Source organism: Veillonella ratti (genome assembly GCF_003992115.1).
Taxonomy (GTDB): domain Bacteria; phylum Bacillota; class Negativicutes; order Veillonellales; family Veillonellaceae; genus Veillonella_A; species Veillonella_A ratti.
Genome location: NZ_RQUX01000015.1, coordinates 29,673 through 55,689, shown reverse-complemented (window position 1 = coordinate 55,689; position 26,017 = coordinate 29,673). Strand labels below are relative to the sequence as shown.

At 42.7% G+C, this 26,017-nt stretch carries 22 protein-coding genes and 3 tRNA genes; 5 read left to right on the top strand and 20 right to left on the bottom strand.

The window, feature by feature from the left end; all coding sequences use genetic code 11:
* Positions 1-199: 199 nt before the first annotated feature.
* The 10 genes from EO124_RS07445 to speC form a co-directional block, all read right to left on the bottom strand.
* Positions 200-275: transfer RNA gene (locus EO124_RS07445), tRNA-Val, on the bottom strand.
* Between the two features lie 3 nt (positions 276-278).
* Positions 279-353 (bottom strand) — tRNA-Glu (locus EO124_RS07440).
* A gap of 4 nt (positions 354-357) precedes the next feature.
* A tRNA-Asn gene (locus tag EO124_RS07435) sits at positions 358-433 on the bottom strand.
* Between the two features lie 384 nt (positions 434-817).
* Positions 818-2,074 (bottom strand): Glu/Leu/Phe/Val family dehydrogenase, encoded by a 1,257-nt coding sequence (locus EO124_RS07430; RefSeq protein ID WP_021841772.1) that lies wholly within the window; start codon positions 2,072-2,074, stop codon positions 818-820.
* A 332-nt stretch (positions 2,075-2,406) separates the two neighbouring features.
* Positions 2,407-3,162, bottom strand: a complete 756-nt coding sequence (locus tag EO124_RS07425) for an exodeoxyribonuclease III (RefSeq protein WP_021841771.1) — start codon at positions 3,160-3,162, stop codon at positions 2,407-2,409.
* 82 nt (positions 3,163-3,244) lie between these two features.
* On the bottom strand, positions 3,245-3,532 hold the full coding sequence (locus tag EO124_RS07420; protein ID WP_127058986.1) for a hypothetical protein: 288 nt from the start codon (positions 3,530-3,532) through the stop codon (positions 3,245-3,247).
* A gap of 30 nt (positions 3,533-3,562) precedes the next feature.
* Positions 3,563-4,201 carry a DUF421 domain-containing protein gene (locus EO124_RS07415; protein ID WP_206512554.1) on the bottom strand — a complete coding sequence of 213 codons (639 nt, stop codon included), beginning with the start codon at positions 4,199-4,201 and terminating at the stop codon, positions 3,563-3,565.
* 8 nt (positions 4,202-4,209) lie between these two features.
* Entirely contained in the window at positions 4,210-4,665 is a 456-nt protein-coding gene (locus EO124_RS07410; RefSeq protein ID WP_127058985.1) for a DUF3290 domain-containing protein, read from the bottom strand.
* A 15-nt stretch (positions 4,666-4,680) separates the two neighbouring features.
* A complete protein-coding gene (locus tag EO124_RS07405) occupies positions 4,681-5,247 on the bottom strand; it encodes a TIGR01440 family protein (RefSeq protein WP_127058988.1) in 567 nt (188 codons plus the stop codon).
* A 20-nt stretch (positions 5,248-5,267) separates the two neighbouring features.
* Positions 5,268-7,484, bottom strand: coding sequence for an ornithine decarboxylase (speC, locus tag EO124_RS07400; RefSeq protein WP_127058984.1), 2,217 nt, complete (start codon positions 7,482-7,484; stop codon positions 5,268-5,270).
* Between the two features lie 297 nt (positions 7,485-7,781).
* Between speC and hydA the strand changes: the two genes are divergently transcribed.
* Entirely contained in the window at positions 7,782-9,182 is a 1,401-nt protein-coding gene (gene hydA / locus EO124_RS07395; RefSeq protein WP_127058983.1) for a dihydropyrimidinase, read from the top strand.
* 109 nt (positions 9,183-9,291) lie between these two features.
* On the opposite strand, the gene EO124_RS07390 is transcribed toward hydA, so the two are convergent.
* The 4 genes from EO124_RS07390 to EO124_RS07375 all read right to left on the bottom strand — a co-directional run bounded on the left by EO124_RS07390 (position 9,292) and on the right by EO124_RS07375 (position 13,995).
* Entirely contained in the window at positions 9,292-10,095 is an 804-nt protein-coding gene (locus EO124_RS07390; RefSeq protein WP_127058982.1) for a MetQ/NlpA family ABC transporter substrate-binding protein, read from the bottom strand.
* A 316-nt stretch (positions 10,096-10,411) separates the two neighbouring features.
* Positions 10,412-11,872, bottom strand: a complete 1,461-nt coding sequence (locus EO124_RS07385) for an amino acid permease (protein ID WP_127058981.1) — start codon at positions 11,870-11,872, stop codon at positions 10,412-10,414.
* A gap of 88 nt (positions 11,873-11,960) precedes the next feature.
* Positions 11,961-13,175 (bottom strand): threonine ammonia-lyase, encoded by a 1,215-nt coding sequence (gene ilvA, locus EO124_RS07380; RefSeq protein ID WP_127058980.1) that lies wholly within the window; start codon positions 13,173-13,175, stop codon positions 11,961-11,963.
* Between the two features lie 4 nt (positions 13,176-13,179).
* Positions 13,180-13,995, bottom strand: a complete 816-nt coding sequence (locus tag EO124_RS07375) for a nitroreductase family protein (RefSeq protein WP_127058979.1) — start codon at positions 13,993-13,995, stop codon at positions 13,180-13,182.
* 632 nt (positions 13,996-14,627) lie between these two features.
* Between EO124_RS07375 and EO124_RS07370 the strand changes: the two genes are divergently transcribed.
* Positions 14,628-15,257, top strand: a complete 630-nt coding sequence (locus tag EO124_RS07370) for an ABC transporter ATP-binding protein (protein ID WP_127058978.1) — start codon at positions 14,628-14,630, stop codon at positions 15,255-15,257.
* 32 nt (positions 15,258-15,289) lie between these two features.
* Entirely contained in the window at positions 15,290-16,057 is a 768-nt protein-coding gene (locus tag EO124_RS07365; RefSeq protein WP_127058977.1) for an ABC transporter permease, read from the top strand.
* 283 nt (positions 16,058-16,340) lie between these two features.
* Here EO124_RS07365 and EO124_RS07360 read toward each other — a convergent pair whose 3' ends face one another.
* The 4 genes from EO124_RS07360 to EO124_RS07345 all read right to left on the bottom strand — a co-directional run bounded on the left by EO124_RS07360 (position 16,341) and on the right by EO124_RS07345 (position 18,504).
* Positions 16,341-16,994 carry a hypothetical protein gene (locus EO124_RS07360; protein WP_127058976.1) on the bottom strand — a complete coding sequence of 218 codons (654 nt, stop codon included), beginning with the start codon at positions 16,992-16,994 and terminating at the stop codon, positions 16,341-16,343.
* Between the two features lie 15 nt (positions 16,995-17,009).
* Positions 17,010-17,507 carry a hypothetical protein gene (locus EO124_RS07355; protein ID WP_127058975.1) on the bottom strand — a complete coding sequence of 166 codons (498 nt, stop codon included), beginning with the start codon at positions 17,505-17,507 and terminating at the stop codon, positions 17,010-17,012.
* Positions 17,464-17,661: a hypothetical protein gene (locus EO124_RS07350; RefSeq protein ID WP_127058974.1), complete on the bottom strand. Its 198-nt coding sequence runs from the start codon at positions 17,659-17,661 to the stop codon at positions 17,464-17,466. The genes EO124_RS07355 and EO124_RS07350 overlap by 44 nt, the downstream gene beginning before the upstream one ends.
* A gap of 165 nt (positions 17,662-17,826) precedes the next feature.
* The gene (locus EO124_RS07345; protein WP_127058973.1) at positions 17,827-18,504 is read right to left on the bottom strand and encodes a Crp/Fnr family transcriptional regulator; all 678 of its coding nucleotides are present in this window, start codon (positions 18,502-18,504) and stop codon (positions 17,827-17,829) included.
* 120 nt (positions 18,505-18,624) lie between these two features.
* Between EO124_RS07345 and EO124_RS10200 the strand changes: the two genes are divergently transcribed.
* On the top strand, positions 18,625-18,789 hold the full coding sequence (locus tag EO124_RS10200) for a hypothetical protein (RefSeq protein ID WP_164726583.1): 165 nt from the start codon (positions 18,625-18,627) through the stop codon (positions 18,787-18,789).
* Positions 18,773-19,519 (top strand): arginase family protein, encoded by a 747-nt coding sequence (locus EO124_RS07340; RefSeq protein WP_164726582.1) that lies wholly within the window; start codon positions 18,773-18,775, stop codon positions 19,517-19,519. Before EO124_RS10200 ends, EO124_RS07340 begins: the two co-directional genes overlap by 17 nt.
* Before the next feature lie 180 nt (positions 19,520-19,699).
* Here EO124_RS07340 and EO124_RS07335 read toward each other — a convergent pair whose 3' ends face one another.
* Positions 19,700-23,983, bottom strand: coding sequence for an autotransporter domain-containing protein (locus EO124_RS07335; RefSeq protein ID WP_164726581.1), 4,284 nt, complete (start codon positions 23,981-23,983; stop codon positions 19,700-19,702).
* A 356-nt stretch (positions 23,984-24,339) separates the two neighbouring features.
* Positions 24,340-25,770, bottom strand: coding sequence for a cation:dicarboxylate symporter family transporter (locus tag EO124_RS07330; protein WP_127058970.1), 1,431 nt, complete (start codon positions 25,768-25,770; stop codon positions 24,340-24,342).
* Positions 25,771-26,017 lie beyond the last annotated feature (247 nt).

Below are 26,017 nucleotides of genomic sequence, written 5' to 3'. Positions count from 1 at the left end.
TTTTAAAAGACCGATAAGACTAGATAAATACTAGTCTCATCGGTCTAAAAACCAACTCAAAATGTCCTATAGGCCTAAACTTTTGTAAACTAAAAATTTAACACTCCATTTACGAATTATTTCTAATCTCCAAGGCACATTAATTTCTCATACAAAACAAAAAAGCACTTGATTTCTCAAGTGCTTTTTCATAAAATTCTGGTGGACGATGACAGGATCGAACTGCCGACATCCTGCTTGTAAGGCAGGCGCTCTCCCAGCTGAGCTAATCGTCCATATGGTGACCCGTGGGGGAATCGAACCCCCGATACCGCCGTGAAAGGGCGGTGTCTTAACCGCTTGACCAACGGGCCACATTGGCTCCCCGAGTAGGACTCGAACCTACGACCGATCGGTTAACAGCCGATTGCTCTACCGACTGAGCTATCGAGGAATGGTACAAGAGATATTTTATACTAAATTCAAAGTAAAAGCAAGTACTTTTTTATATATTTTTTACAAATTCTATACGCAATCTAAATACGTTGCAGAAGTCACATATTCCCCTATTTTTAATACATTTCTATGCTATGGTAATAATAGCTACGTAGCACAAGCGAATGGCGAATACCGAGTACCAAATACAAAATGCCGAATACAAAATGTCGACCGAGTCATAATGAGTGTAAAACGCATGGAGTAAACAAAAATAAAGCGGCCAGGCATTACTTACCTGACCGCTTTTACGCTGAGTATCCTTCTATTATTTTATCATTTACATCGGTGGCTACGCATAGCCGGTTTTAGACAGTCATACTGAGCGTTTTATAAGCTACAATCAGCCGTTGAAACCACGAAGTTTGCTTGCATCAACCAAACGTTTCAAAGCTACCATATAAGCAGCTAAACGAGGATATACTTTGTATTGCTGTTGCATTTCCCAAACTTCTTCAAAGCTCATCTTCATGTTCTTTTCGAGGCGAGCATTTACTTCGTCTTCATCCCAGTAGAAGCCGGCTTTGTTCTGTACCCATTCATAGTAAGAAGTTACTACGCCACCACCGTTTGCCAATACGTCAGGAATGATTTCGATGCCTTTTTCGAAGAAGTACAAGTCAGCTTCATTAGTTGTAGGGCCGTTAGCACCTTCCAAGATAGTTTTAGCTTTAACTTCTTTCATGTTGCTGCCGTTCAATTGGTTTTCCAAAGCAGCGAGATATAATACATCTACGTCAAGAAGTAATAATTCAGGATTAGGAATACGAGTCATGCCGGCTTCTTCGTAGCCTTCCAAAGAACGGCCATGAGAGTTGGCATATTCGTAAGCTTTTTCAACGTCGATACCGTTTTCATTATAAATGGAACCATGAACGTCGCCGATAGCTACAATTTTAGCGCCTTCACGATGCATCAATAAAGCACCAACGCTACCTACGTTACCGAAGCCTTGAACAGCGATGGTTACGTCGCTCATTTTCTTACCTTTCTTTTCAAGGTAGCTCTTCAACGTAAACATGCAGCCACGACCGGTTGCTTCGTTACGGCCTTTGGAGCCGCCAACGGCCAATGGTTTACCGGTTACAACGCCTGGGGACCATACGCCTTTTAATGTGGAGAATTCATCCACGATCCAAGCCATGATTTGAGGATTAGTGTTAACATCAGGAGCCGGTACGTCAGTATCAACGCCGATGATTGGCGCAATTTTACGAACAAAACCGCGAGTCAAGCGTTCTAATTCGCGTTGGCTCAATTTCTTAGGATCTACTTTGATGCCGCCTTTACCGCCACCGTATGGAAGGTGTGCGATAGAGTTTTTGATTGTCATCCAAGCTGCCAAAGCACGAACTTCATTTTCATCGGAATCAGGATGGAAACGGAGACCACCTTTAGCGGCGCCCATAATTGTACTATGCTGCGTACGATAACCGCTGAAAACTTCAATATGACCATCGTCCATTTGTACAGGAACGGCTACTTGCATTTCGCGTTCAGGATGACGGATAACTTCATAGTCGTTTCTCGTCAAGCCTAATTTTTCGGCCGCTTGGTCAAGTGTGTTAAGCATGTTTTCGTAGGGATTATAATTTGCCATAATAATCGTTTCTCCTTCTTACGCATACACTATTAAAATTTAAAAATTAAAAATCAACATTACTAATCCATGTCTTGTATACACTATACCACAGCACCGCCATAATAACTATTTATTTTTCATAAGAGGCATTTTTATCATAACTATTACGCATGATTTATAAAGGACAGAAAATAAAAGAGTCCGCCTTGATTTTTCGAGGCGAACTCTAACTATTTTTATGCATATATGATAATTCAATATAGCAAAAACACCATAAAATACGGTAATTTAGACCATTCTATAGATTATAAACCCATAGTTCCGGCAAAAAAGTATACCTTAACGGTTTATTAAAGATTAATTTCAAGTTCAACCGGACAATGATCGCTGCCGAAAATATCCGGATGAATTTTAGCTTCCACAATATCCTTATCGAGACGTGCGGAGGTAATGAAATAGTCAATTCTCCACCCTACGTTCCGATCGCGCGCTTTGCCCATATAGGACCACCAGCTGTACGCATCGGTCACGTCCGGATATAGTTTTCGGAAAGTATCGGTGAAACCCGCATCTAACAACTCCGTCATCTTTTCCCGTTCTTCATCGGTAAAGCCGGCGTTTCTACGATTTGTCTTCGGATTTTTTAAGTCAATTTCATTATGCGCTACATTTAAATCACCGCAAAGAATAACCGGTTTTTTCGCATCCAATTCCAACAAATAGGCGCGGAACGCGTCTTCCCAAGTCATGCGGTATTCCAAACGGGCCAATTCACGCTGGCTGTTCGGCGTGTAGCAAGTTACGAGATAGAAGTTATCGTATTCCGCCGTAATCACGCGCCCTTCCTGGTCGTGTTCTTCAATGCCGATACCGTTCGTTACATTTAACGGTTTTACACGTGTGAAAAGGGCCGTACCGCTGTACCCTTTTTTCACCGCGCTGTTCCAATACTGCTCATAGCCCGGCAATTCCAACTCGATTTGGTGCGGCTGCAACTTCGTTTCCTGAAGACAAAACATATCCGCATCAAGTTTTTCAAAACTTTCCATAAAACCTTTAGTGACCGCGGCACGCAGGCCGTTAACATTCCAAGAAATTAATTTCATCAAAGACTCCTTTCATCAGAAGCTGAGAGCTTCCTTAATAAGCATCCTGTAAGTACAGACTTTAGCTTATTCTTAACATCTATCATTTAACTTTATGTTCAACATCAACTGTCTTTTCTGTATTCGAATCAACTGTTTCACCCCGTGCAGCCGCTGCTTTGGCTGCTTCTTTAGCCGCTATTTCCGCCTCTTTACGGGCAAAATAGGCTTCTAATTTTTCACGGCGAGCCTTACGGGTTATTTCAAAAACAAACGAAAACAACAGCAATACAATGGCAATTAGATTTGTCGTCGTAAAACCGTGTCCGTAAATATGATACAAGATATAGAGAAATGCAATTATCAATAAAGCTCGCTGAAGTCCAACCATGACTAGCTCCTTTCATCGCCCCAAGTTAGATTAATCCTTCGCATATGGGGTTATAACCAACTCATCATGCACGAGCTCGGCCATATATATATCCGATGGTTGATAGCCTTGCTCTGCTACGCTCGTTTCTAACCACTCTCTATCTCTTTCAATTAATGACAATACATTCTCATTCACCTGTCCGTCAACAATGAGCGGATAGTGTACCGAATCTTCCCCAAACTTAACCACCGTCAATTGTCCGTTTTGTTCTAAAACGGCTCGTTTTACTTCGCCTACACGCGTTACCCCATTGGCGCGCAGTTTTAAATGTAAATCGCCGGCACTGACGCCGTTGCGCATACATTCTTCTACTTGAATTTTACCATAATCCACCACAATTGTAGGCGTACCGTCAACGATACGTTTCACATGATGATTATAGGCCGACAAATAGCGAAGTGCCATAACAACGATGGTCCAGCCAATGAGAATCAGCAAAAACTGCAGGACCCCAATGGACTCATTATAAATAACACCCCCTATAATACCACCAAGTACATAGTTCTGTACCTGGTCAATTGCCGAGTTTGGGGCCAAATTCCCCTTGCCCATTAAATTGATTTGCAGCACCAGACATAATATGCCGAGCACCAACTTTATCATAATCAACGTATAACCCGTTATCATGTTCGCTCTTACTCCTTCGCTACATCTATGACTTTAATCTGCGAATCTATCATGTGTACCTGCGTCAATGAATAGGCACCGTACCCTTTGATAAAATGGGCCCGATAAAAACGATTGCCAGCGCTGACTATTACATCATCATCCAGATGGGTGGAATTAACCTTCACATCTTCCTTGTTCGCGCCCAAACGCTCCGACACAGATACGATGAAACTTGCCATGCGACTGCTTTCTTCCGAGTTACGCATGGACGAATCATATTCGCTCCAGCGAATGCCCAGAATAAACACAATCAGTAACGATAATAGGATTGTCAAATCACGATAACGACTATTTAAACGATGACGCATGAATAAGATACTGACCCCCAACAGCGCCACCAAGAGTAAAAAAGATACACCATATTGTAAAAGGGCGTTAAACTGCCCTTGTTGCACGATATAGGCATAAGTGTAGAAATTCAAACGTACTCACCTCTGTTACATTAATGATTCATCGTAAACAGCGCGTGCGCCGCCGATATATTTAGGACGTACCCGACCGGCTGTCACATGAGCTTCCCCGATGGTTTTAACGGCCAAGCGAACCGGCACGGCCACAGGCTTCAAGTGCATGCCGCTTAAAGTGTCGCCAATATCGATAGCTGCATCAGCCGCCACCCGTTCAACGACAACGGGCTCTTTGAAATGTTTATAGGCTGCCATAGCGGTAGCTCCGCCTGCATGAAGTTGCGGTACGGCATTACAAATCGGCCAATTATGCTGCATAGCCACGGCTTTTTCCAAAACTAACGCACGGTTCAGATGTTCACAGCATTGAACCGCCAAGGCAATCCCCTGTGGTTCTAAAACGGCGGTTGCCGCCGCCACAATGGTTTCACCTACATCTGTGGTGGATTCTGTACCGATACGAGCACCGCGCACCTCACTGGTGGAGCAGCCCATAACGAGCAAATCGCCCGCTTGCAATTTGGCTACCGTCACAAGTTCACTGACAGCGATCGTCACAGCTTCACTGATTGAGGCTAATAATTGAGTTTCACTCATCGACGCTAAGTCTTCCTTCGTCATTCTATCACTTCTTTCGTTGCGGATTCTTTTAAAACATACGCATAGGCTCGCTTATAACCGGTTTCATCCGCTTCAATATATACACCTTGAAGCTCCGGTGCAAAACCCGGTAATTCATTAATGCCTTCTTCAAGGGCCACGAAATAATCACGAGCCGCCTCCGACCAAAGTTCGCCCGGTTGCACGCAGATAACGCCCGGCGGATACGGCAAGGCCCCTTCAAGCGCCATGCGGCCTACACAGTCCGCAATCGGAATCAATTCCCCTTCACCACGGACGAAATCTATATTCGCGGCCTGTGGTGTTTTCACATAGGTCGGGAGGTACTCTCGTTTAAATAATTGCTGTTGCAATTCGCTGACACGGCGCACTTTATAAAAATCATGCATTTCCTGACAAAGCTGACGAATTGTATAGCCGCGGTAACGGTCAATATTCTGCGTATATACGCTCGGCAATACATCTTGGAGCGATGCATCTTCATCGATGAGCTGCTCAAAACGCAATAATTTAGCAATAAGCGCATCCATTTTGGTGTACGATTCAGCCGGTGTGAGCAGGAATAAAATCGTATTAAGGTCACATTTCTCCGGCACGACCTGATGCTCGCGCAAATAATTTGCCAAAATTGTGGCTGGAATACCGAAGTCTTCGTATTCACCGGTCTCCATATCGATGCCCGGTGTTATGAGCTGGAATTTACAAGGATCGATGAAATATTGCCCTTCGCCGTAACCGCTGAAGGAATGCCATTTCGCATCCGGCTCAAAGGCAAAGTACGACACATCATCGGACATAACTTCCGTTTCACCGTCTTCCCACGCTTTACCGTGAACCGTCGGTGGCACGAGGGGCCGTAAATACTTACAATTGCGCAACACCGTTTTACGAGCTTCGATGCCCACCATAACGCAGTCGCGCCATAAAGCTCTGCCGCCTTCACCGGCGTGAATTTTCGCATTCACATCGAGGGCCGCAAAGAGCGGATAGAACGGCGACGTGGACGCATGCATCATAAAGGCGTTGTTAAAACGCTTCTGATTCACATAACGGGCCTGCCCGCGGATATGAGAATCCTTTTTGTGGATTTGCGATGTTTGTGAAAAACCCGCCATCTGTTTATGAACGGACTGGGTTACCAAAATGCCCGGATCGTCAGGACCGAGTTCCAAAAGGAGGGGCGAACAGTCTTTCATCATCGGAATGAATTGTTCATACCCCACCCAAGCTGAATCAAAAAGAATGTAGTCACATAAGTGACCGATTTTATCGACCACCTGACGGGCGTTATAAATCGTCCCGTCATAGGTACCGAGCTGAATCACGGCCAAACGAATCGGACGCTCTGCTTTGGCTTTTTCAGGATCACGCTCCGCAATGCGCTCACGGAGGAATGTTTCATCAAAACAAGCTTCCGGAATACCGCCGATGGAGCCGAACGGATTGCGCGCCGTTTCGAGATACACCGGAATAGCGCCGGCCTGAACTAACGCACCGTGCGACACGGATTTATGATTATTGCGGTCATAGAGTACAATGTCGCCGGGTGCCAACAATGCGTTGAGGACTACTTTATTAGAAGAGGACGTACCGTTAAGGACAAAATAGGTTTTGTCCGCATTAAATACCTGTGCCGCATGCTCCTGCGCCTCTAAAGCATAGCCTTCATGAATGAGCAAATCGCCCAGTTGAACGTCGGCATTACATAAATCACTGCGGAAAATATGCTCGCCGAAATAATCGTAAAAAGCGCGTCCCGCCGGATGCTTACGGAAAAACTGACCACCTTGATGGCCCGGACAGTCAAACTGGGAATTGCCCAACTCTACATAGCGTCTCAAAGAACGGAAAAACGGCGGTAACGAGCGATGCTCATAATTTTGAACAGCCGTTTCGAGGCGGCGAATGTAGAATTCACGTTCCGACGGCTCATCGTCTAATACCGCATAGGCATCGCGCAATACCGTATCCTCTGCCTGCGATACTTGGTTCGGACTCAAGCCTTCCATGCCGGTGCCGGTGCGCACTACAAATACGGGAATGTCAAACACCTTAACGGGTGTACTCTTTAATGTATCTATCTCGCAGTCACAAATAATAACTGCGCCCACGTTGGTAAAATCGGTTTGATGCGGCCGAATAACGTCACGTTTCGTCAATATACCGACTACTGATTCCGCATGCTCTGATACTACTACTTTTAACTCGGTCATATACAACCTCCTTTATCTTTACGCAAGCAGACTTCGCTGCCAGCCATATGTCTAATACAATCGCCGTGCCGTTAAATGTTGCCGGCAATCGCTACACGATACGTAGCCACTCATGTGGGCCACTTCATATTCAAAAAACTCTTACTATTTATTATACCCTATTTTTCTTCATTCGGTATATTTAATGCTTTGAATAAATCAACAAAAGGGGTATTATAAAGTTATATATACTCGTTATAAAACAATCATGACATTACACTTTCAAGAATCTATGCTATAGCAGAAAGGGTTTGCCTTATGAATATCATTATTGAAAACGGCCTTATTTGCACAGCCACCAATCATTTCGTCGGTGATATCGTGATTACCGGTAATACAATCAGTGCCGTTACCGACCCCCATACGGCGCGCCAACAAGTTAGCGGCGATTACGAAATCATTGACGCCACCGGCCACTATGTCGTGCCCGGCGGTATCGATCCGCATACTCATTTTGACTTGCAGCAATCGTCGAAGCATCGCGCCTGTGACGACTTTTTACATGGCGGCATCGCGGCGGCCTGCGGCGGTACAACCACCGTTATCGACCACATGGCCTTCGGCCCCGCCGGCTGTTCCTTACATCATCAGTTCGATGTATATCGCGAGCTCGCCAAAGATTGCCCTATCGACTACAGTTTTCATGGCGTTTTTCAACATGTTGATGATTCCATTTTAAAAGAAATCAATGAACTTGTGACAAACGAGGGCTTCCCATCCTTTAAAGCTTACACCACCTATGGTTCACCCATGCATGAACCGGAACTCTTTGCCTTGTTAGAGCGTTTAAAAGAATGTGGTGGCCTTTTGACCGTCCATGCCGAAGATGACACGATTACCAATACACTGCGTAATCGTTTGACCAAGGATGAACTCCTGCCTATCGGCCACGCCCTGACACGGCCTAATACGGCTGAGTCAATCAGTGTGAATACGGTTATCGGCCTTGCTCACGTTGTCGGTGACGCACCGGTCTACTTAGTGCATATGTCGGCTCACGAAAGTCTCAGCGAAATCCGCCTTGCCCGCCAAGAAGGACAAGCAAATATTTATGCCGAAACCTGTCCGCAGTATCTCTTCTTAACAGATGATAAGTTTAAAGACGGCGGTCCCATGGAAGGCATTAAATATATGCTGGCACCGCCCCTTCGTAAAAAAGAAGACCAAGACGCGTTGTGGCAGGGCTTACAGGACGGCACGGTTCAGGTCGTTGCCACCGACCATTGTCCATTTACCATTGCTGAAAAGCAAGCATATGTGAACGATTTCAGAAATTGTCCCGGTGGTATTAGTGGTGTAGAAGAACGCATGCCGCTCCTCTTTAGCGAAGGTGTTTTAAAGAAAAAACTGACGCCGGAACAATTTGTCCAAGTAACGGCTACCAATGCAGCCCGCATCTTCGGTATTCCGAATAAAGGTGATATCAAAGTGGGCTATGACGCAGATTTGGTTATCTTTAACCCTAATGAGGCCCGCACTTTCCAAAAGGATAATTTAAAAACAACCTGCCACTACTCCGCCTATGAGGGCATGACCGTCAACGCCACGGTTGCCAAAGTATTCCTCCGCGGCCAATTGATAGCCGAAAACAATACGTTCTGTGGCAAAAAAGGGTACGGTCAATTACTCAAACGACATATAGAAGCCGCTGACAAATAACCCTCGGTTTTACACCGACCATACTTTTAAACATCAAAAAAGCCCCGAAGCGATAGCAATTATCGCCTCAGGGCTTACTTTATTTTATGTGTGATTCAGCCTGCCTCAATTATTCAGCCGGTTCAATGGTACCTTTAAATTTATCGGCAATGAACTGCTTAATCGCCGGGGAGTGGTAAATCTCAGCAATTTTTTTATACGTAGGATTATCTTTATCCTTTTCACGAGCCGCTAAAACCATGACAGCCAACGGTTCATTCTTAGGTTCTAAGAAAATCCCCTGCTTAGCCACGTCAATACCGGCACTCATTACATAGTTCATCGGAATCGCTGCTACCGTCACATCATCAAGACTGCGTGGTAGTTGCGCTGCTTCCAATTCTCTGATTTGTAGATTTTTAGGATTGGACACAACATCAGCCGGCGTAGCTTTGAAACCCACACCTTCTTTTAAGGTAATAAGACCGGCTTTAGCCAATAAGGCTAAGCCGCGACCGCCATTGGTCGGATCGTTCGGAATAGCTACAACGGCGCCATCAGGAATCTCGTCAACACTTTTTACCGTGTTGCTGTATAAGCCCATGCGCATCAAAATCGTTTTGCCGATAGACACTAAATTAGCATTGTTGTTTTTGTTAAAGTTTTCCATGAACGGCACGTGCTGGTAACTGTTAAGGTCCAAATCACCTTCCGCCAACGCTTTATCCGGTGTTACATAATCGGAAAACTCCACAACTTTTACATTGATGCCTTGTTTGGCCGCTTCTTTAGCTACCGCATCAACTACTTCCGCATGCGGACCGGCTGTCGCACCGATACGAATTTCCTTTGAACCGGAATCAGTACCGCAACCGGCAATACCGATTGCCAAAATTCCCACCAACACAGGTGCTAACCATTTTTTTAGATTCATTTGTAAGACCTCTCTCTCATTTACACTGCCCTATGGGCCCCTCAAAAAGTATCTTGGCACTACATCTCGGTTTCTCAGTCCGGATGTAAGCAAACTCTCAACCCAACCGTTATACTAACAATGATAACGCCATTACAGTTCAGAGAGTTTTATAAACCCCACTTCGCCAAGCTTATTTATTATCCTACCACATAAACCAGAAATAAAAAAGTCCCACAATAACCTTTTTTTAGATTACTGTGAGACTTTTATGTTCTTCCCCATAGGGATTTCTATTGATAAGACTCTAAACGCTCTATTTAATCGAATTAAATGACTATTTAATAGCCGTTACCGAGCCTTCTGCTGCAGCAGATTCTTCACGAGCTGGACCACCGGCACCGAGTCCGTCTTCATGAACGAATTCTTCGTGAACAACCGGACGTTTATTCATGCCAAGGCCATAGTAGAACGCCGTAACAATAGCGATAAACAACCAACCTACCACTAAGGATACGCGCGTATCTTCATTCCAAATCATGCCGATAGTAACGAGTGCCAAGAAGCCCAAGCAGAAATAGTTGGAATATGGATACAATGGCGATTTGAACGGATGCTGATCCATGATTTCTTTGCCCCAACGTTCTCTAAACTTGCGCTGTGCTCCGGCTAATACAAACCAAGATACCATAGCAGGGAAAACGCTGGCACTATAAATATATAAGAACAATTTGGAGTCCGGAATTAAATAATTCAACACAACCCCGAATACTAAGGAAAGCATGGATACATAAATACCGTTGCGCGGTACGCCCGATTTAGATAATTTTGCAAAAATCTTAGGGGCCTGACCGTTTTTAGCCAACGTATACAACATACGACCACAGCTATAAATACCACTGTTGCAACCGGATAACGCGGCTGTCAAAACTACAAAGTTGATAATACCGGCAGCACTGGCAATCCCTACTTTAGAGAATGTCGTTACAAACGGACTGCCTACAAATCCCAGTTCATTCCAAGGATAAATACAAAGAATAATAAAAATAGCACCAACATAGAAAATCAAGATACGCCAAACAATGCCTTTAACCGCTTTAACCAAGGTGTGACGCGGATTCTGTGCTTCACCGGCTGTAATCCCTACCAATTCAACCCCTTGGAAGGCCGCCGCAACAACGCACATGGCCGCCAACATACCGCCGAAGCCATGCGGTGCAAACCCGCCATGTTCCCATAAATTGGAGAACCCGATAGGTACACCATCATTACCAAAGCCGAATAAAATCATCATCGCCCCGATAACGAGCATAAATACGATGGTCCCTACTTTAATCAAAGCAAACCAGAATTCAAATTCACCATAATATTTAACGGACGCAAGATTGGCTGCTACAATAATTGCCATAGCTACGAAAGCCGATACCCAATGGGGCAGTTCCGGGAACCAATAACTCATGTAAATCCCAACCGCCGTAACTTCGGCGAGCCCTACGGATATCCACATAAACCAGTAGCACCAAGCAGTTATATAACCGATATACGGTGAAATATAACGATAGCCATACGCTGCAAACGAACCCGGTACCGGCTCCAAATACAGCATTTCACCCATAATACGCATAATTAAAAACATTACGACCCCGGATAAAGCGTAACACAATAATACGGCCGGACCGGCTGTTTGTATCGTGCTGGCTGAACCCATAAATAAGCCTACCCCAATCGTACCGCCCAGGGCGATCATTTCCACGTGACGGGGTTTTAAATTACGCTCTAAGTTTTTTCCCGATTCCATATTTTTACTCCTACTCTATATTTCTAATTTGTCTCCTCTATATGTGTCATCTCCCTAAAACACTCTCCCTTTAACGCATGGCTCCTTGTTAGCGTAAAATAGCCGGGAAGCCATTGTCCGATAAGGTAGCCAAAAGACTGGTAACATGTTTTTCATTCATGGTTTCAATTTCCAAAGCTACATGAACATAGCCCACTTCAATATCGCGCTGACTGCGATCATGATAAATACTCAAAATATTGGCATTGCTGTCAGAGATTATGCTCGTAATTTTGGATAAAACATGCGGTTTATCTTGTACCACAACATCAAAATAAGCCCGACGCCATGTTTTAACAAGGCCGTTGTTGATGATGCGGTCAATCATGTTTACATCAATATTACCGCCGCTTACCATAGCCACTACGTTCTTGCCTTCAACGCCGGCAATTTTATGATTCATAAGCGCTGCTACCGGACAAGCGCCGGCACCTTCAGCCGCTGTTTTCACGCGTTCCAAAAGGAACAAAATAGCTTCGGCAATTTCCGCTTCACTAACGGTAACAATTTCATCCACATATTGCGACACGATGTCAAATGTCAACGTGCCCGGCGTGCCTACGGTAATCCCATCGGCCAAGCTCTTTAAGGCCGGCACGGTCGTAATTTTACGAAGTTCTACCGATTCCTTCATGGACGGCATATTCTGAGTCTGTACGCCGACGATGCGAATACTTGGTTTTAATTCCTTCGCTGCTACAGCAATACCGGAAATTAAACCGCCGCCACCGATTGGCACGACGATAACATCTGTTTCAGGCAATTTTTCAAGAATTTCCAAACCAATTGTGCCTTGACCGGCAATAACCAACGGGTCATCAAAAGGATGGCAGAAGGTATAGCCTTTCTCTTTTTGCAATTGGCAAGCCTTTTCATAACAATCGGCATAAAAATCACCGGCCAGCACTACGTCCGCACCATAACTTTTAGTGGCATCAATTTTGGCAATCGGTGCATTGGTAGGCATGCAAATCGTCGCTTTACAGCCATATTCCTTAGCAGCCAACGCCACGCCTTGCGCATGATTGCCGGCCGACGAAGCTACAATCCCACGAGCTCGTTCTTCCGGTGACAATGACGCTACCTTGTTATACGCACCGCGCAATTTGAACGAACCGGTACGTTGGAAGTTCTCCATTTTTAAATGGACTTCACAACCGCATTGTTCACTCAAAGAGGTAGAATGCATCATAGCCGTTCGCTGTGCAACCCCTTTCAGATGTTCTTGCGCTTCCCTAATCATTTCCAGTGTTACTAATGCCATGCGTTTAATCCTCCTCATCAAAGAAAACTCTCAGTGATTCTCTCTCAGGCATATAGCGGTACTTAAATTTAGGATATCCCACCATAATAGCTCCGGCAACCCTATACCCAGCCGGTAAATTAAGTAATTTCAGCAGTGGTTCATAGCCTACTTGTGCGCAAAATTCTACAAAACCGGACCAACAACTTCCCAGGCCTAAGGAAGGTGCCATTAATTCCGCATAAGAAAGGGCAAAATGACCGTTATCGCGGCCGCGTTCAATCAATTCATCCTTGCTTATGGACAGGACTAAAGCAGGTGCTTTATGTAAAATAAAATCACGCCCAGTCCGGTTATAACGCTTTGCATTATACGCATAAATTCGCATACGACTATTTTCTTTCCCCAATCCGCTCATCCAGTCCATCACGGCTTCGCTGATAGCGGCCAGCGTTTCCTTATTCTGAATCACTCGATACGAAATGCCTTGGCTATTGGAGCCGGTAGGTGCCATACGAGCCACATTCAAGAGTCTCGTAATTTGCTCCTTTGAAACCGGTGTATCACGGAATGTACGAATAGATCGGCGATAGCGGATAAACTTCTCTGCCTCTTCAGGACTTGGCACTTGGTAATCCCCAACCGGAATTTGATCGGCGCGCGGCGTTACTGTATAATCAATCGCATTTGTTGGACAAACTGCTACGCAATGTCCACAAGAAATACAACTGCCAAAACCGGCGGCCGGACCGTTTTCTTTCATAACCAATAATCCTGTCGGGCACTCTGCCACACACATTTTACACTGGATACATACATCTGTACGCACCGAAAAGCTCATCGTAAAGCCCTCCATTCGTAATATCACGACTAAATTATACTCCTAAATTTCAAATCTGTATATTCTATATGTACATCCCTCTTGCACAAAAGTATTTATCTCATTAAGTTATTTCATGCATGAGTTTTTAGGATAACCAAATAAATATAGTCTCTGTCAAATTGAATAAATATAGATTTTGCAAAACGTAAAAAAATAGCTTCAATTATATAAATTGAGAATACTTAAGTAATGCTAATAATCGAGCCCTTTGAAATCGAATAAATTCGTTCATTATCGCTCTGTAAGGTACCTCAATCATTAAATCATGATTTTGAGGATAGTTTCTAAGCATTATACGGCATCTCAAAATATAACCATAGCACGATTTGCCAAAAAATAAAAGGGTAAACTCATCTAATAAACCCCATAATTCAAATTCAGTTTTCTAAATTAAAAACTCTTCTTATTTAATCCTTTTTCTACACGACTGTTTTCTCACGGCTCGTATTCGCCTATCAATAAAAGCATAACTTTTTCAACTAAAATATGAAATACATTCTCAATTTTAAGTTGTGAATGATAAATTTATAATTTTTTAACTAGGTAATTTTGTTAAAATCAATTAGAATAAAGAGGAAAGGAGTCCTCTCATGACCTTAATAACGACCAAAGACTTAGTCTTTAACAACATGATTGAATACCCTGATATGACCATTGAAAAGGGCAAAATGACCTTTATTCAAGGTGCCAGCGGATCCGGCAAAAGCACCCTTTTCCGCTTGTTCAACGCCACTATTAATCCGTCACAAGGAACCATCTATTACAATAATGTAGATATCAGCACTATCAATGCCTTGGAATTGCGCCGTAAAATCCTACTGATTAATCAGCAAGTGTATCTCTTCGACGGCACTATTGCCGATAACTTCCGTCAATTTCATGGGTATCGAGGCTCTACGCCACCGGACGAAACAGCCATGAAAGAATTTCTTCACATTGCGGCGGCACCGTTTACGCCGGAACAAGATGTGGCCAGATTATCCGGTGGTGAAAAACAGCGTGTCTTTAACGCCATCATGCTTTCCTTCAATGCGGAGGTTTATATGTGGGATGAACCGAGTGCCGCCCTCGACTCACCGACAGCCACGACCTTCTTCACGCGCATGAAGGAATATATGGCCAAACACGACAAAACAACGTTGGTCATTTCTCATGACGACACACTCTATCCTAAATTCAGCGATGCTTTGATTGAACTTAAAAGTCGTCACGAAGTGTAAACATTCGGATCCATAAGATTGGAGTTTTTATTATGACTGAAGCTATTTCCATGCAATTAGGCGGATTCTTATCCATCTACTTATTGCTTCTCGTTATTGCCGGAATTTTCACATATTGTAAAATCCCGCAGACAAAATTTCTTTTGCTTGGCACCTTACAGATGACGGTGCAATTAATCATTGCCGGGTACGTGTTGCTCTACATTTTCCAAAACCCGTCACCGATTTTTGTCTTAACCTATCTGTCCTTGATGGTCGGCTTTGCCGTGGCTCGAACGCTTCGCAAAAATCCATGGCTTAACCGCAAATTCAAGTGGATTACTGCCTTATCCGTCATTGGCACCTGTGTCAGTATAACAAGCTTTATGTTGCTCGTCGTTATCCGCAAAGACATTTTAACGCCCCAATATGTCATTCCAATCAGCGGTATGCTCGTAAGTGCTACCATGAACGGTGCCACTTTGGCGTTAAAGTCATTTAAAGAAAACCTTGATTCTCACAAACAGCAAATCGAGGTACTCTTAAATATCGGCACACCGCCGGATAAGATACTGCATCCATTTGTGATACAGTCCTTAGAAACGGCTTTTTTACCCACCATGAACTCCATGGTGGGCATGGGGATTATCGCCCTCCCCGGTATGATGACCGGTCAGATTTTGGCCGGTGCTATGCCGAACGAAGCTGTGCTGTACCAGATTACCATCATGGTTGCCAACTGTACCACCGTGTGCTTATCATCGTTTTGTCTTTTATATTTCGGTGCACGCACACTCTGGAACGATAGGTATCAGTTATAACTAAGCACATCGGGCTCTTGCTCGGTAAAAAGAAGAAGGGTATTGCTCTCGGACTCCTGGTTCTACAAGAACAAAGTCGTCTACGAGCAATACCCTTCTTCTTTTTTGCGTTACGCCGTTCCCTCAGTACGTTAGTCATGACTGAGTTGCCGTGGGAAAGGCGATAAACTCAGTGTCCATATGAGCACCACTTCTTCTTTTTACGTTAGTCTGTGCCCTCCGTGCATTAGTCATAACTTAGGGGGAGGATAAATAAGGACTCTGGGGCCATATTCATTTCTTTTTATTTTTGCGTTAGAACATCATCGTTAAAGTTATACTGAGTGATGTTCCATTTATTGGTATCAACATATTTTTTTTGATAATCATCTTTTATCTGCTTTTGTACTTCTTCTTTCAACGGAGTTATGTCACCGTCTTTTAAACGCTGTAAAACGATGCTCCCACTTACCAGAGTATCATTTTTACTATCATAGGTATATTCAAGGCCATTTTTATCTACATATAAAACATTATCCCGTTCCGTCATGGTTAATGGCGCACTCTTACCCGTTACATCCATTAATTTATAATTAACGGATACATTAGGTAGTACACCGTTAACATCCGGCCCCTCCGGCAAAGATACCATATATCTTATATATGGATTAGGTGGAGTATACGCATCACGGTTCAACCAGCTATCTCCTTCAGTTCTATACCGATAATCTTTACTGTCAATCGTGTAGGTATGTTCTGTCTTTTTCTCAATAGTAATTACATAGAAGGTATCACTAAAGTCATTATTGAATAAGTTGTTTTTTTGAGGAGCTCCGATATACCCCCATGTACCCGAAAAGTCTTGTGAGCTTCCCAAACTGCCACAACCACTGAGAACAAGTATTAAAGCCATAGCCAAGGCCATCAACATATAGGTTACCTGTCGCTTCGTTTTCATAACAATCCCTCCTCCCTATACTGTGGCCTGACGACGACGATAGATTACATAGCCGATGCCTGCCAAAACAACAATGCCCAATGCGCCGCCGATAAGAAAACCGGAGCTGCCATCTTTTTTAAATTGGAAATAAATAGGATCGCCTGCGGCATAGATAACCGTGTCATCATCTTTCAAAATGCCCTTACCGATACTTTCCTTAATAATTTTGCCATCCACTTCAATGGTCGTAGCACCCGATGCCTTACCTAAATTAAAGGTGTACACATCAGAATCATCGCCGTATGGATAAATTACATTTATTTTAGCATCAGGATTACGTCCGAAAACGGCCGCACTCATCTTAGCCAGTTCATCTTTATTGGCAAATTTCGCTTCTAATTTCCACATTTGAGATTGTACCGTTGCACTGTCCCCTTTTAGTTCCTTCCCGTCAGGTCCGATAGCTTCAAGTTCTACTTTACTAATATCAATCAGCGCTTGCCCGTTTGAATTCTGGGTCACCGCGCTCAATAAATCCCCCCTTACTGATTGGTACCGGTGATTGAATCGTGGCCTTCCATTCTCCACTAAAGTCCGATTTCACCTCAATCTCCGAAGTAACTTGTGCACAACCTGCCGCCAGCAGCAAGCATAAAGCTAAACATAAGAACACTAACCGCTTCATACGCTCCACTCCTTACTAAAATAGAACAACAAATTAAATACTCCCTAAATACACATTTGTGCATTTTAAAACTTAATTTCATTATATCAGTTATTCTGTATCATTTGTAGCAGAATATCGATTCGCCTATTTTATATAATAGCTATAAGCAATTGTGGGGTTAATTCAGTCTAATCTTGTTTCACCGGAACAATAACGCATTAAGGTTTGGATGTTTAAAATCTTAATTTCTCTGCGGGCCGTATCAATGACGCCTTCTTCACGCAAGCGACCGATATGGCGGGTCAGATTAACGCGACTCATACCGACGAGTTCTGCCAATTCTTCTTGTGAAAAAACCAATATTCCCTGGCCCACTTCGCTTTGGGCATTGTGTAACAAAAGTATTACATTACACACTTTGACGAAGCCCGAGTTGTACTCCTGATGCGCTGTTTCAAAAAGCAAAAGATTTATATAGCGAGCATACGAATTTAACATGTATTTATTAATTTGTGGGTATGTATCCATTAATTGGCCAAATTCATCCCGTGAAAAGCGCCAAATTTTCATGGGCGTAATAGCTTCGGTCACCAAGGTTTGTTCAATTTTAAATTCCAATTCGTGAAAACCGGGGAAAATGGTACCTGAGCCATGATAGGATATAATCTTGCGCCGCCCCGATTCGTGTACCAAATAAGTTCTTGCAATGCCCGAATCTATATAGTTGATATACTGAACGTGCTCATCCGGTTGCCACAAAAATTCGCCGGTTTTAAGTTGTATTTCTTTATGTGGTTGAGCCTCAAATAAAGGTTTTAATTCAACGAAATCATTGGTAAAAATATACCGTGGTATTAACATGCTTTCACCTCAAATCGAAGATTGATTTTATAGTTTCACATTTATTTCTATTTTTTTGTTACCGTTATTATAGCATTTATTATCATTATTATAGCATTTTTCAAGGAGGTCTTGTTGACCATGAAATTACAATTCCCTACAGCTACCAATAAAACATTACAGCTCGTCTATCCCCAATGGCAAGGCGGAGCCAACCCGAACTATCAAGTAGGCGCCCAAGTCTTAGCGGCACTGCTCCCTACTTCGCCTAATACTGAAAAAAGTATATGTGCCGGTAGCCGATGAAAAAGCAACGCTCGCCGCTAATGAAGAGCAAGCCGTTCAAAACGTTTTTGCCGAAGAGATTCTCCTGCAACAACAGGCGGCGGCTCGTGAAATTCTTAAGGTTAAACAACCGCGAAAAATTATCACCATCGGCGGCGACTGTTCCATTTCGCAAGTACCTTTTGATTACTTGCACCAGCAATATCCGAATAATACGGCGATTCTATGGCTTGATGCCCATCCCGACATCATGACGCCTAAAGAGTTTGACCACGAACACGCCATGGTATTGGGTAACTTATTGGGCCATGGTGCTCCAAACTTTGCCAAAACCGTAAAGGCTCCGTTTAAAGCTAACCAAGTTCTGTATGCCGGCCTAATCGAATCCGGACTCTTGCCGCATGAAAAAAGCTTTATTGTTGAGCATTCCTTGTCCTATCTGACACCACAGGATTTAACCTCTGCCCAGCCTGTTAAAGATTGGCTTAAAGCTAATAAGATTGAACATGTTATGGTTCACCTGGATTTAGATGTTCTGAGTCCTACGGATTTCCGTAGCCTCCTCTGCAATAAACCGCATCAAGGTCCGGTAGAATACGCCGTTGGTGAAATGACCTTGGCAAACATAGTTCAAATTCTTCAAGCTGTTAGTGAAACTGCTGAACTCGTAGGTCTATCTATCGCCGAATACTTGCCGTGGGATATTATTAATCTACGAAACGGATTAAGCAAACTGGATATTTTCAAATAAAAGCTCATCACTTTATAAAAACACGATTATAAAAAACAAGGTTATATAAAACAATTAATACTATAAAAACATAAAAACCACTCTCCACAAAATGACCTGGTTCTTAAGAACTTTAGCCACTTTCAGAGAGTGGTTTTCTTTTTATTTAACTATTAACTATTAAACTATAAAATTTAACTATCAAAATTTAAGATTTACGCCGCCGCGGAAGCGATTAGCTTTCACACTGCTGCCTTTTTGATATTCATAGCCTAAGCTGTAGGTAACATTACCGTTAGATGCTTCAAGACCTAATTTACCGATGAAGCTGCCACGGTCGGTTAAGTCATAGGTGAAGCCATTGGCTACGCCGCCAAAGCTTACAGTCTGATCAACACTGCGACCGGAGTTCCAAACATAACCTAATTCAGCAATCGGTAACACATTCCAGTTACCACGTTGGAAGTTAGCACTGTATTTAACGCCCAATGGTACTAAGAACATATTTTTATCCGATTGATCATAGTTAAAGCCAAAGTTATTTGCATAATCATCAGTCTGAATACGTAAGAAACGAGCACCTACATATGGTACCAACGTAGCCGATTCACCGCGCGCAATGCGTTTTTCAGCACGTACACCAATGCTGAAGGCTTTTGTATCAGGCGAACCTTCAATACGGTTACCACTGTTATATTGGGTTACATCATTGCTACCGCTCAAGTAGGAGATATCGCCGATTAAAGCATAATCATCACGTTCCATACCGCCATACAAGCTAAGACCATAGAACTTGGAATCAGTTTTCGTAGTTGTAGCTAATGTATGCGCATCAACATCACCTTTCACATACGTGAAAGCTGCGCCTAAAGTACGACCTTCTTTATGGTAGAAGTCAGCACCGACTACAACACCGTTCAATTTGCTGTCATAATCAGCATCCATACCGCCCATAGCTAAGTCGGAAACGGAGTTTTTAGTATGAATTAACTGTGCCCATACGTCTTTATCATGGGTAAGATTATTCGCTAAAGACATGTGGTCCGTAATGGCTTCATGAGTAATACCGGAAACAGTATACGTATTGTGTGTAGCACCACTCAAGGCTGTTAAATTACCCAAGCTATTGAATGCATCAATTTGAGCTGCTTCGGTTGTATTCACTTTATCATCGGCAATCGCATTAACTAACTGATAAGCTTTAGAATCTGTATCACCGGCGAAAGCTTCATCAACAACATCACCAATAATAACTTTGCCGTCATAAATATCTTTAACGGAACTGGAAGTTGCTACGATATTATACGTTGTATTATCATCGCTTACCACACCGGTTAAGGAAACTAAGCGTTTATTGGTCAATAAGTTGTCATCTGTCCAGCTGTCTGTATCTACGCCGTCGATTTCTGCTTCGCCATCATTAATTAAAATGTGGTATGTATTACCTGCTACGGCATCGTCTACATACAATTTAGCACCTTCACCAATGGCTACTGTTTGTACACCACTTAACGCTGCCGTTTCAGTAATGGCACTACCGTCAACCATGGTAACAGAGTTATCTGCCGCACTAAATGTACCGGCTGCCAAAGTAGCTGCTGTAGCTTGCAATTCTGCATCAGTCATAGCGCCATCCATGTAAACAGCCCCGGCATCACCTAAGGATTGATTGCCTTTAATATAAAGAGCTGCCGTAATAGCATCTTCACCAAATGTTAAACCGGTTTTAGCAAACATAACTTTTGCATCGTTACCATCACCAATAGTTGCATAGGTATTCTGACCAACTAATAATTTACCATCGATAACATTGGTGCCTTCTTCAGCATCAGTGAAATCAACTGCTATTTCATTAGCCGCAACATCCCAAGATGGATCAAGAACTAGGCTACCACCGTTTAATTTTACGTTGGTAAATTTAGCGATTGCATTCTTATCTTCAGAGCCCACAGTTAAAGCGGTATCTTCGTCTTCAAGACTTAATGCACCTGTTACATTACCGACAATGGAGGAATCCGTACCTGTTACGGCTACACTTGAATTTAATTGACCGGCAGTAGCATCAATCGAACCATTGTTTAATGTTACCCCTTTAGAGACTGTAGCGTTACTTGCAACGCCTAAGGTACTGCCACTATTGACAGCTACAGCACCTGTTAAGTTTACACTTGTAGTGGCATTCGCACTGCTATTGCCCAATACTAATTTGGCCGTTGTATCTGCAGAACCATCTAAACCTACAATAATATTAAGATCTTTACTAGTTTTGCCGTCAACTAAAATAACATCGCCACCGTCTTGGCCACCAAGTGCTAAACTTTCATTGCCGGTAATAATTACGCCTTCAGAACCAGCTTGTAAGTTGATTGCACCTGCTGAGAATCCTTGTTTATTGTTACTGGAATCAGTAGCAACAATGCCATCCTGACCAATTGAATTAACAGGAACTTTACCATAAATAACTAAGTTTTTATTACCATCAACATTAATAGTTGCATTGTCATAGGATAATTCTAAATTAGAGTTTTGATTATCTCTTACATCAGTAAGTGTCAACGATTTATCCAATAATGAACCGGTCATAGTTAATGATGTTGTATCATAATCATCAGCAGTTTTTAAGGCGTTTAATGCTGCTCTTGCATACGCTAAAGAGTATTTATTTGCCGTAATCTCTACCGTGCCAGTTCTAAAAATAACCTTATCATCGGCAACATCTCTAACTTCTGTTGGTAATACCTTATTACCATTTTCAGTTATCGTAGTATCTCCTGCGTTTTCACCAAATAACTGGTCTGCCGTAGTAACTAAAATTCCATCTTCACCTAAAGTAAATCTACCTGTGCCAATTACATTTTGTTCAAAATTAGCTACATGAACACGAGCTCCATCTTCAATCCAAATATCACCATCAGGATTATTTAAATTATAAGTTCCAGTATAATTACCATATAAGAAAGCTACATCGGAACCGGCAATATTCAACTTATTGGTAAAGTTCATATTACCTTTGAAATTAATATCACCATCACCTGATACAGTACCTTCAATAGAATTCACATTTTCAAAATGGATAGCGCCACCTTCATGTGAAACAAAAGTACCAACAGCCGATTGTGTGTTTTTAATATAAGCTTCGCCCTTATCAAAAACTTCTAAATTGCCATTATAATTTTTTAAATTATTTAAATTGAGTGTGGCTGATTTAGGTGCATTATATTCTAAATCATTGTTGACAGCAACCGCTGCATTTAATGAATATTTTCCTTGTCCATCAACAGTTAATTCATTAGAATCATAATCAGTATCAGGGCTCGTTCCATTTACTATTTCTAATGCAAATTCGCTATCAGGAGTCATTGTTAAATCATTGTATAGATTTATTTGAGACTTTTTAGTCCCGCTAGCCACTACTTCATCAAGTGTTCCGCCATAATAATTAACCGTTGAATTTTCAACCGTAGCACTTTCTTCTAGGTCGCCAATACTTGCATCCTCATGGGCCGTATACCCTTCTAAAGCTAAATAGGCTACATGACCACCGTACAAATTGATAGTACTATTTTTTACGTTGGAAATAGTGTTCACATTATCAGCTTCATCTATATTTTCCAAGGACCCGTCGACAGGTCTATCCGACCAATAATCCTCTTCATCAGGCACTGTTAAGCGACCACCAAGGGCATAACCACCGGCTATAATTTCTAATCCATCACCGGAATAAACATTAATAGTCGATTCCGCTACATTAGCTGTACCGCCGGCCTGAGCCATGCTACCGCCAAAAACAGCCCCTAAATTTGTGGCATTACCTTCACCAATCGTAATATTGACTTTTTCGATCGTAGACTCTGCATTACCACCTATAGCTGCGCCACCGCCAAAAACGACATCGGTAGCATAATTATAAGAATTTTCCTCATCATCTTCTTCAGTAAAATCAGCCGGTCTGTACGCATCAATAAAATTACCGCCTTTTATCGTTACATTTACTGCTTTATCTGTAACGGATAATTTCCCCTCATCTGTATACAAGCCTGTCTGCTGAGCTACCGATCCGCCAAATACAGGCGCTGTAATGATACCACCGGATATCGTAACATTCGTATTTTCGGTAGAGCCGGTCACATCCCCGGTAAACGTGTGAAAACCGGTTATATAATGTCCGCCGATTACGGAGCGGCTCAATTCAACACCATCAGCTTCTTTAATTTCCTTGGCTAGAGTTCCTCCGGAAATAGCAATCGTTGTATTTACCGGTGCTTGGATGCTCTTATTTTCATTACCTGTAAAATTTTCTTTTGTTCCTCCTACAACACCATAATAAGTACCACTAGTAATCGTTGTAACTTTACTTGCATCAGCTGCCAATACCGGCTGACTATAGCTAAAGTACACGCCCCCTGTTAAACTAACTGCCATCAACGCTAACATAATTTTCTTGCTAAGTTTTAAATGTTTCTTGCCCGTTTTTGATTTCCCCACAGGACACATCCTTTCTGTCTATATGGCCTCCTATACCTAATCCCAGCCAATATAAACAAACAACAAAATATGTTCATGAAAAGCTCATGCATACTAAAATTTTATCATAATAAAGTATGCTGTACAATAAGATAAATAATGCGTTTTTTGAATTTTAACTCCTATTAATTATAAAGGTATTTATAACATCGAATTTCATATTGAAATTTTTCCTCATCGTTTATTAACCATTATTTTACACAGAAAAACTTCGTTAAATTAATTTTACACAACAAAAAACCTCGACAGATATCTCTGCCGAGGTTTTCTTTGTATGCTTATAACATTTTCTTGATGTTACAATTTACTTATTTTACTTAAGCAACTTCTGTGTCGCCACCGGTTTTATTGCTTACCGGACGGTCGATTGTGGAAGTATCGTTAAATGCTTCCTGGTCAAAAGTGCCCATAAGTTTATCTACCACAATGACATTGGTCATGGAACCACTTACGTTAAGCATGGTACGGCCCATGTCGATGATTGGGTCGATAGCCAATACCGGGGAGATGGAGCTGAAGAACGCACCAAGACCGGTACCGGACAAGGATACGGAAGCAGCCATAGTAGCTGTACCAGGCACACCGGCAATACCGATAGAACCTAAAGCGATTACGATAACACTCATGATGTACATGGTCATATCAAGCGGTACACCGGCAACGCTCGCAATGTATACGATACATAAAGCCGGGAATACACCCGCACAACCCTGCATACCTGCCGTTGTACCGAAGCTACCTACCGTATTGGCAGTCGCTGCGTTAACACCCAAACGTTTAGTCAAGGTATCTACCGTTAACGGTAATACACCCATACTGGAACGGGATGTGAAAGCCAAGAACAATGGAGCTCTTGCTTTACGGAAGTACATGATTGGGCTTACGCCGAAGATTGTTAAAAGTACAGCCTGTACAATCAACATGATGACTACGCCAACGTAGATCAATACGATGAAAAGACCCATATCGGCAATCGCCTGGAAGCCTTTTTGAGCCAACGTTGTTGCCAACAAGCCCAATACGCCGTAAGGCATAAGGCCGATGATGAAGTCTGCCACCCAGGAAATGATGAGGTGAAGTTCATCAAATAATTTAGTAACTAATTCGAGTTTGTCAGTGCCGGTTTGTTTAATCAAACGAGCAATACCGCCAATGATAACACCGAATACTACAACGGCGATAACGTTAGTTTCCGCCATGGCGCTAATCGGGTTATTCGGAATCAAGGCGCGTAACGTATCAACCACCGGTTTTACTTCACGCATCTTGGCAGGGGCACCGCCGGCGGCAATACCTTCACCCAAATGAGTTACGGAACCAAGCACAAGGCCTACTACAGCAGCGATGGCTACCATGACTAAGGCTACGAAAGCAGTAGAGCTGACTAATTTTTTCAAATCAGCGCCGCGTTCCATGTGCAAAATAACATGAATAATGGAAACAAATACCAATGGAATAACGAGCATACGGATTAAATCGATAAACCCGCCACCGATTAAGGAGAACCATTTAGTACTTTCCTTAATGTACACAACTTTCATAGGGTCGTCCGGGAACTGCGCAATAAATTGCACCACGAAGCCCAACACGGCGCCTAATAAGGTACCGATGATAACAAGGTTACCAAAGGCTGTTTGACGGCGTTGCAAGTAGTAAACAAACCCCAACATCGCTACAAACAAGATTAGAATACCGATGGTAATCGGATTGCTAACCATTAAAAACTCTTGGAAAAATGGAATATCCACTTTTTTCCCTCCTTACTGTATTCAATTGTGAATGTGACGATGATATTATAGCATAAGTTCTTTTAAATTCCTACTATTTCACAGGAATTATTTTCAAAATATTTCGATATATAAATTAGTCGATTTACATTGGCATAATACCGCACAACAGCAGGGCGAAACAGCGTTCATACAGCCATCTTTATCAGTACATTCACTAACCCTAAATTTTGTAAAATCTTTTGACGATATATCCCTATAAAAAAGT

Bases quoted from the DNA above. Each gene is read 5' to 3' on its own strand.
- EO124_RS07350 (WP_127058974.1), bottom strand. From the start codon at position 17,661: ATGAAGCGGTTAGTGTTCTTATGTTTAGCTTTATGCTTGCTGCTGGCG.
- EO124_RS07390 (WP_127058982.1), bottom strand. From the start codon at position 10,095: ATGAATCTAAAAAAATGGTTAGCACCTGTGTTGGTGGGAATTTTGGCA.
- hydA (WP_127058983.1), top strand. From the start codon at position 7,782: ATGAATATCATTATTGAAAACGGCCTTATTTGCACAGCCACCAATCAT.
- EO124_RS07425 (WP_021841771.1), bottom strand. From the start codon at position 3,162: ATGAAATTAATTTCTTGGAATGTTAACGGCCTGCGTGCCGCGGTCACT.
- EO124_RS10200 (WP_164726583.1), top strand. From the start codon at position 18,625: ATGAAATTACAATTCCCTACAGCTACCAATAAAACATTACAGCTCGTC.
- ilvA (WP_127058980.1), bottom strand. From the start codon at position 13,175: ATGGCATTAGTAACACTGGAAATGATTAGGGAAGCGCAAGAACATCTG.
- EO124_RS07360 (WP_127058976.1), bottom strand. From the start codon at position 16,994: ATGAAAACGAAGCGACAGGTAACCTATATGTTGATGGCCTTGGCTATG.
- speC (WP_127058984.1), bottom strand. From the start codon at position 7,484: ATGACCGAGTTAAAAGTAGTAGTATCAGAGCATGCGGAATCAGTAGTC.
- EO124_RS07375 (WP_127058979.1), bottom strand. From the start codon at position 13,995: ATGAGCTTTTCGGTGCGTACAGATGTATGTATCCAGTGTAAAATGTGT.
- EO124_RS07365 (WP_127058977.1), top strand. From the start codon at position 15,290: ATGACTGAAGCTATTTCCATGCAATTAGGCGGATTCTTATCCATCTAC.
- EO124_RS07345 (WP_127058973.1), bottom strand. From the start codon at position 18,504: ATGTTAATACCACGGTATATTTTTACCAATGATTTCGTTGAATTAAAA.
- EO124_RS07405 (WP_127058988.1), bottom strand. From the start codon at position 5,247: ATGAGTGAAACTCAATTATTAGCCTCAATCAGTGAAGCTGTGACGATC.
- EO124_RS07415 (WP_206512554.1), bottom strand. From the start codon at position 4,201: ATGATAACGGGTTATACGTTGATTATGATAAAGTTGGTGCTCGGCATA.
- EO124_RS07420 (WP_127058986.1), bottom strand. From the start codon at position 3,532: ATGGTTGGACTTCAGCGAGCTTTATTGATAATTGCATTTCTCTATATC.
- EO124_RS07370 (WP_127058978.1), top strand. From the start codon at position 14,628: ATGACCTTAATAACGACCAAAGACTTAGTCTTTAACAACATGATTGAA.
- EO124_RS07385 (WP_127058981.1), bottom strand. From the start codon at position 11,872: ATGGAATCGGGAAAAAACTTAGAGCGTAATTTAAAACCCCGTCACGTG.
- EO124_RS07430 (WP_021841772.1), bottom strand. From the start codon at position 2,074: ATGGCAAATTATAATCCCTACGAAAACATGCTTAACACACTTGACCAA.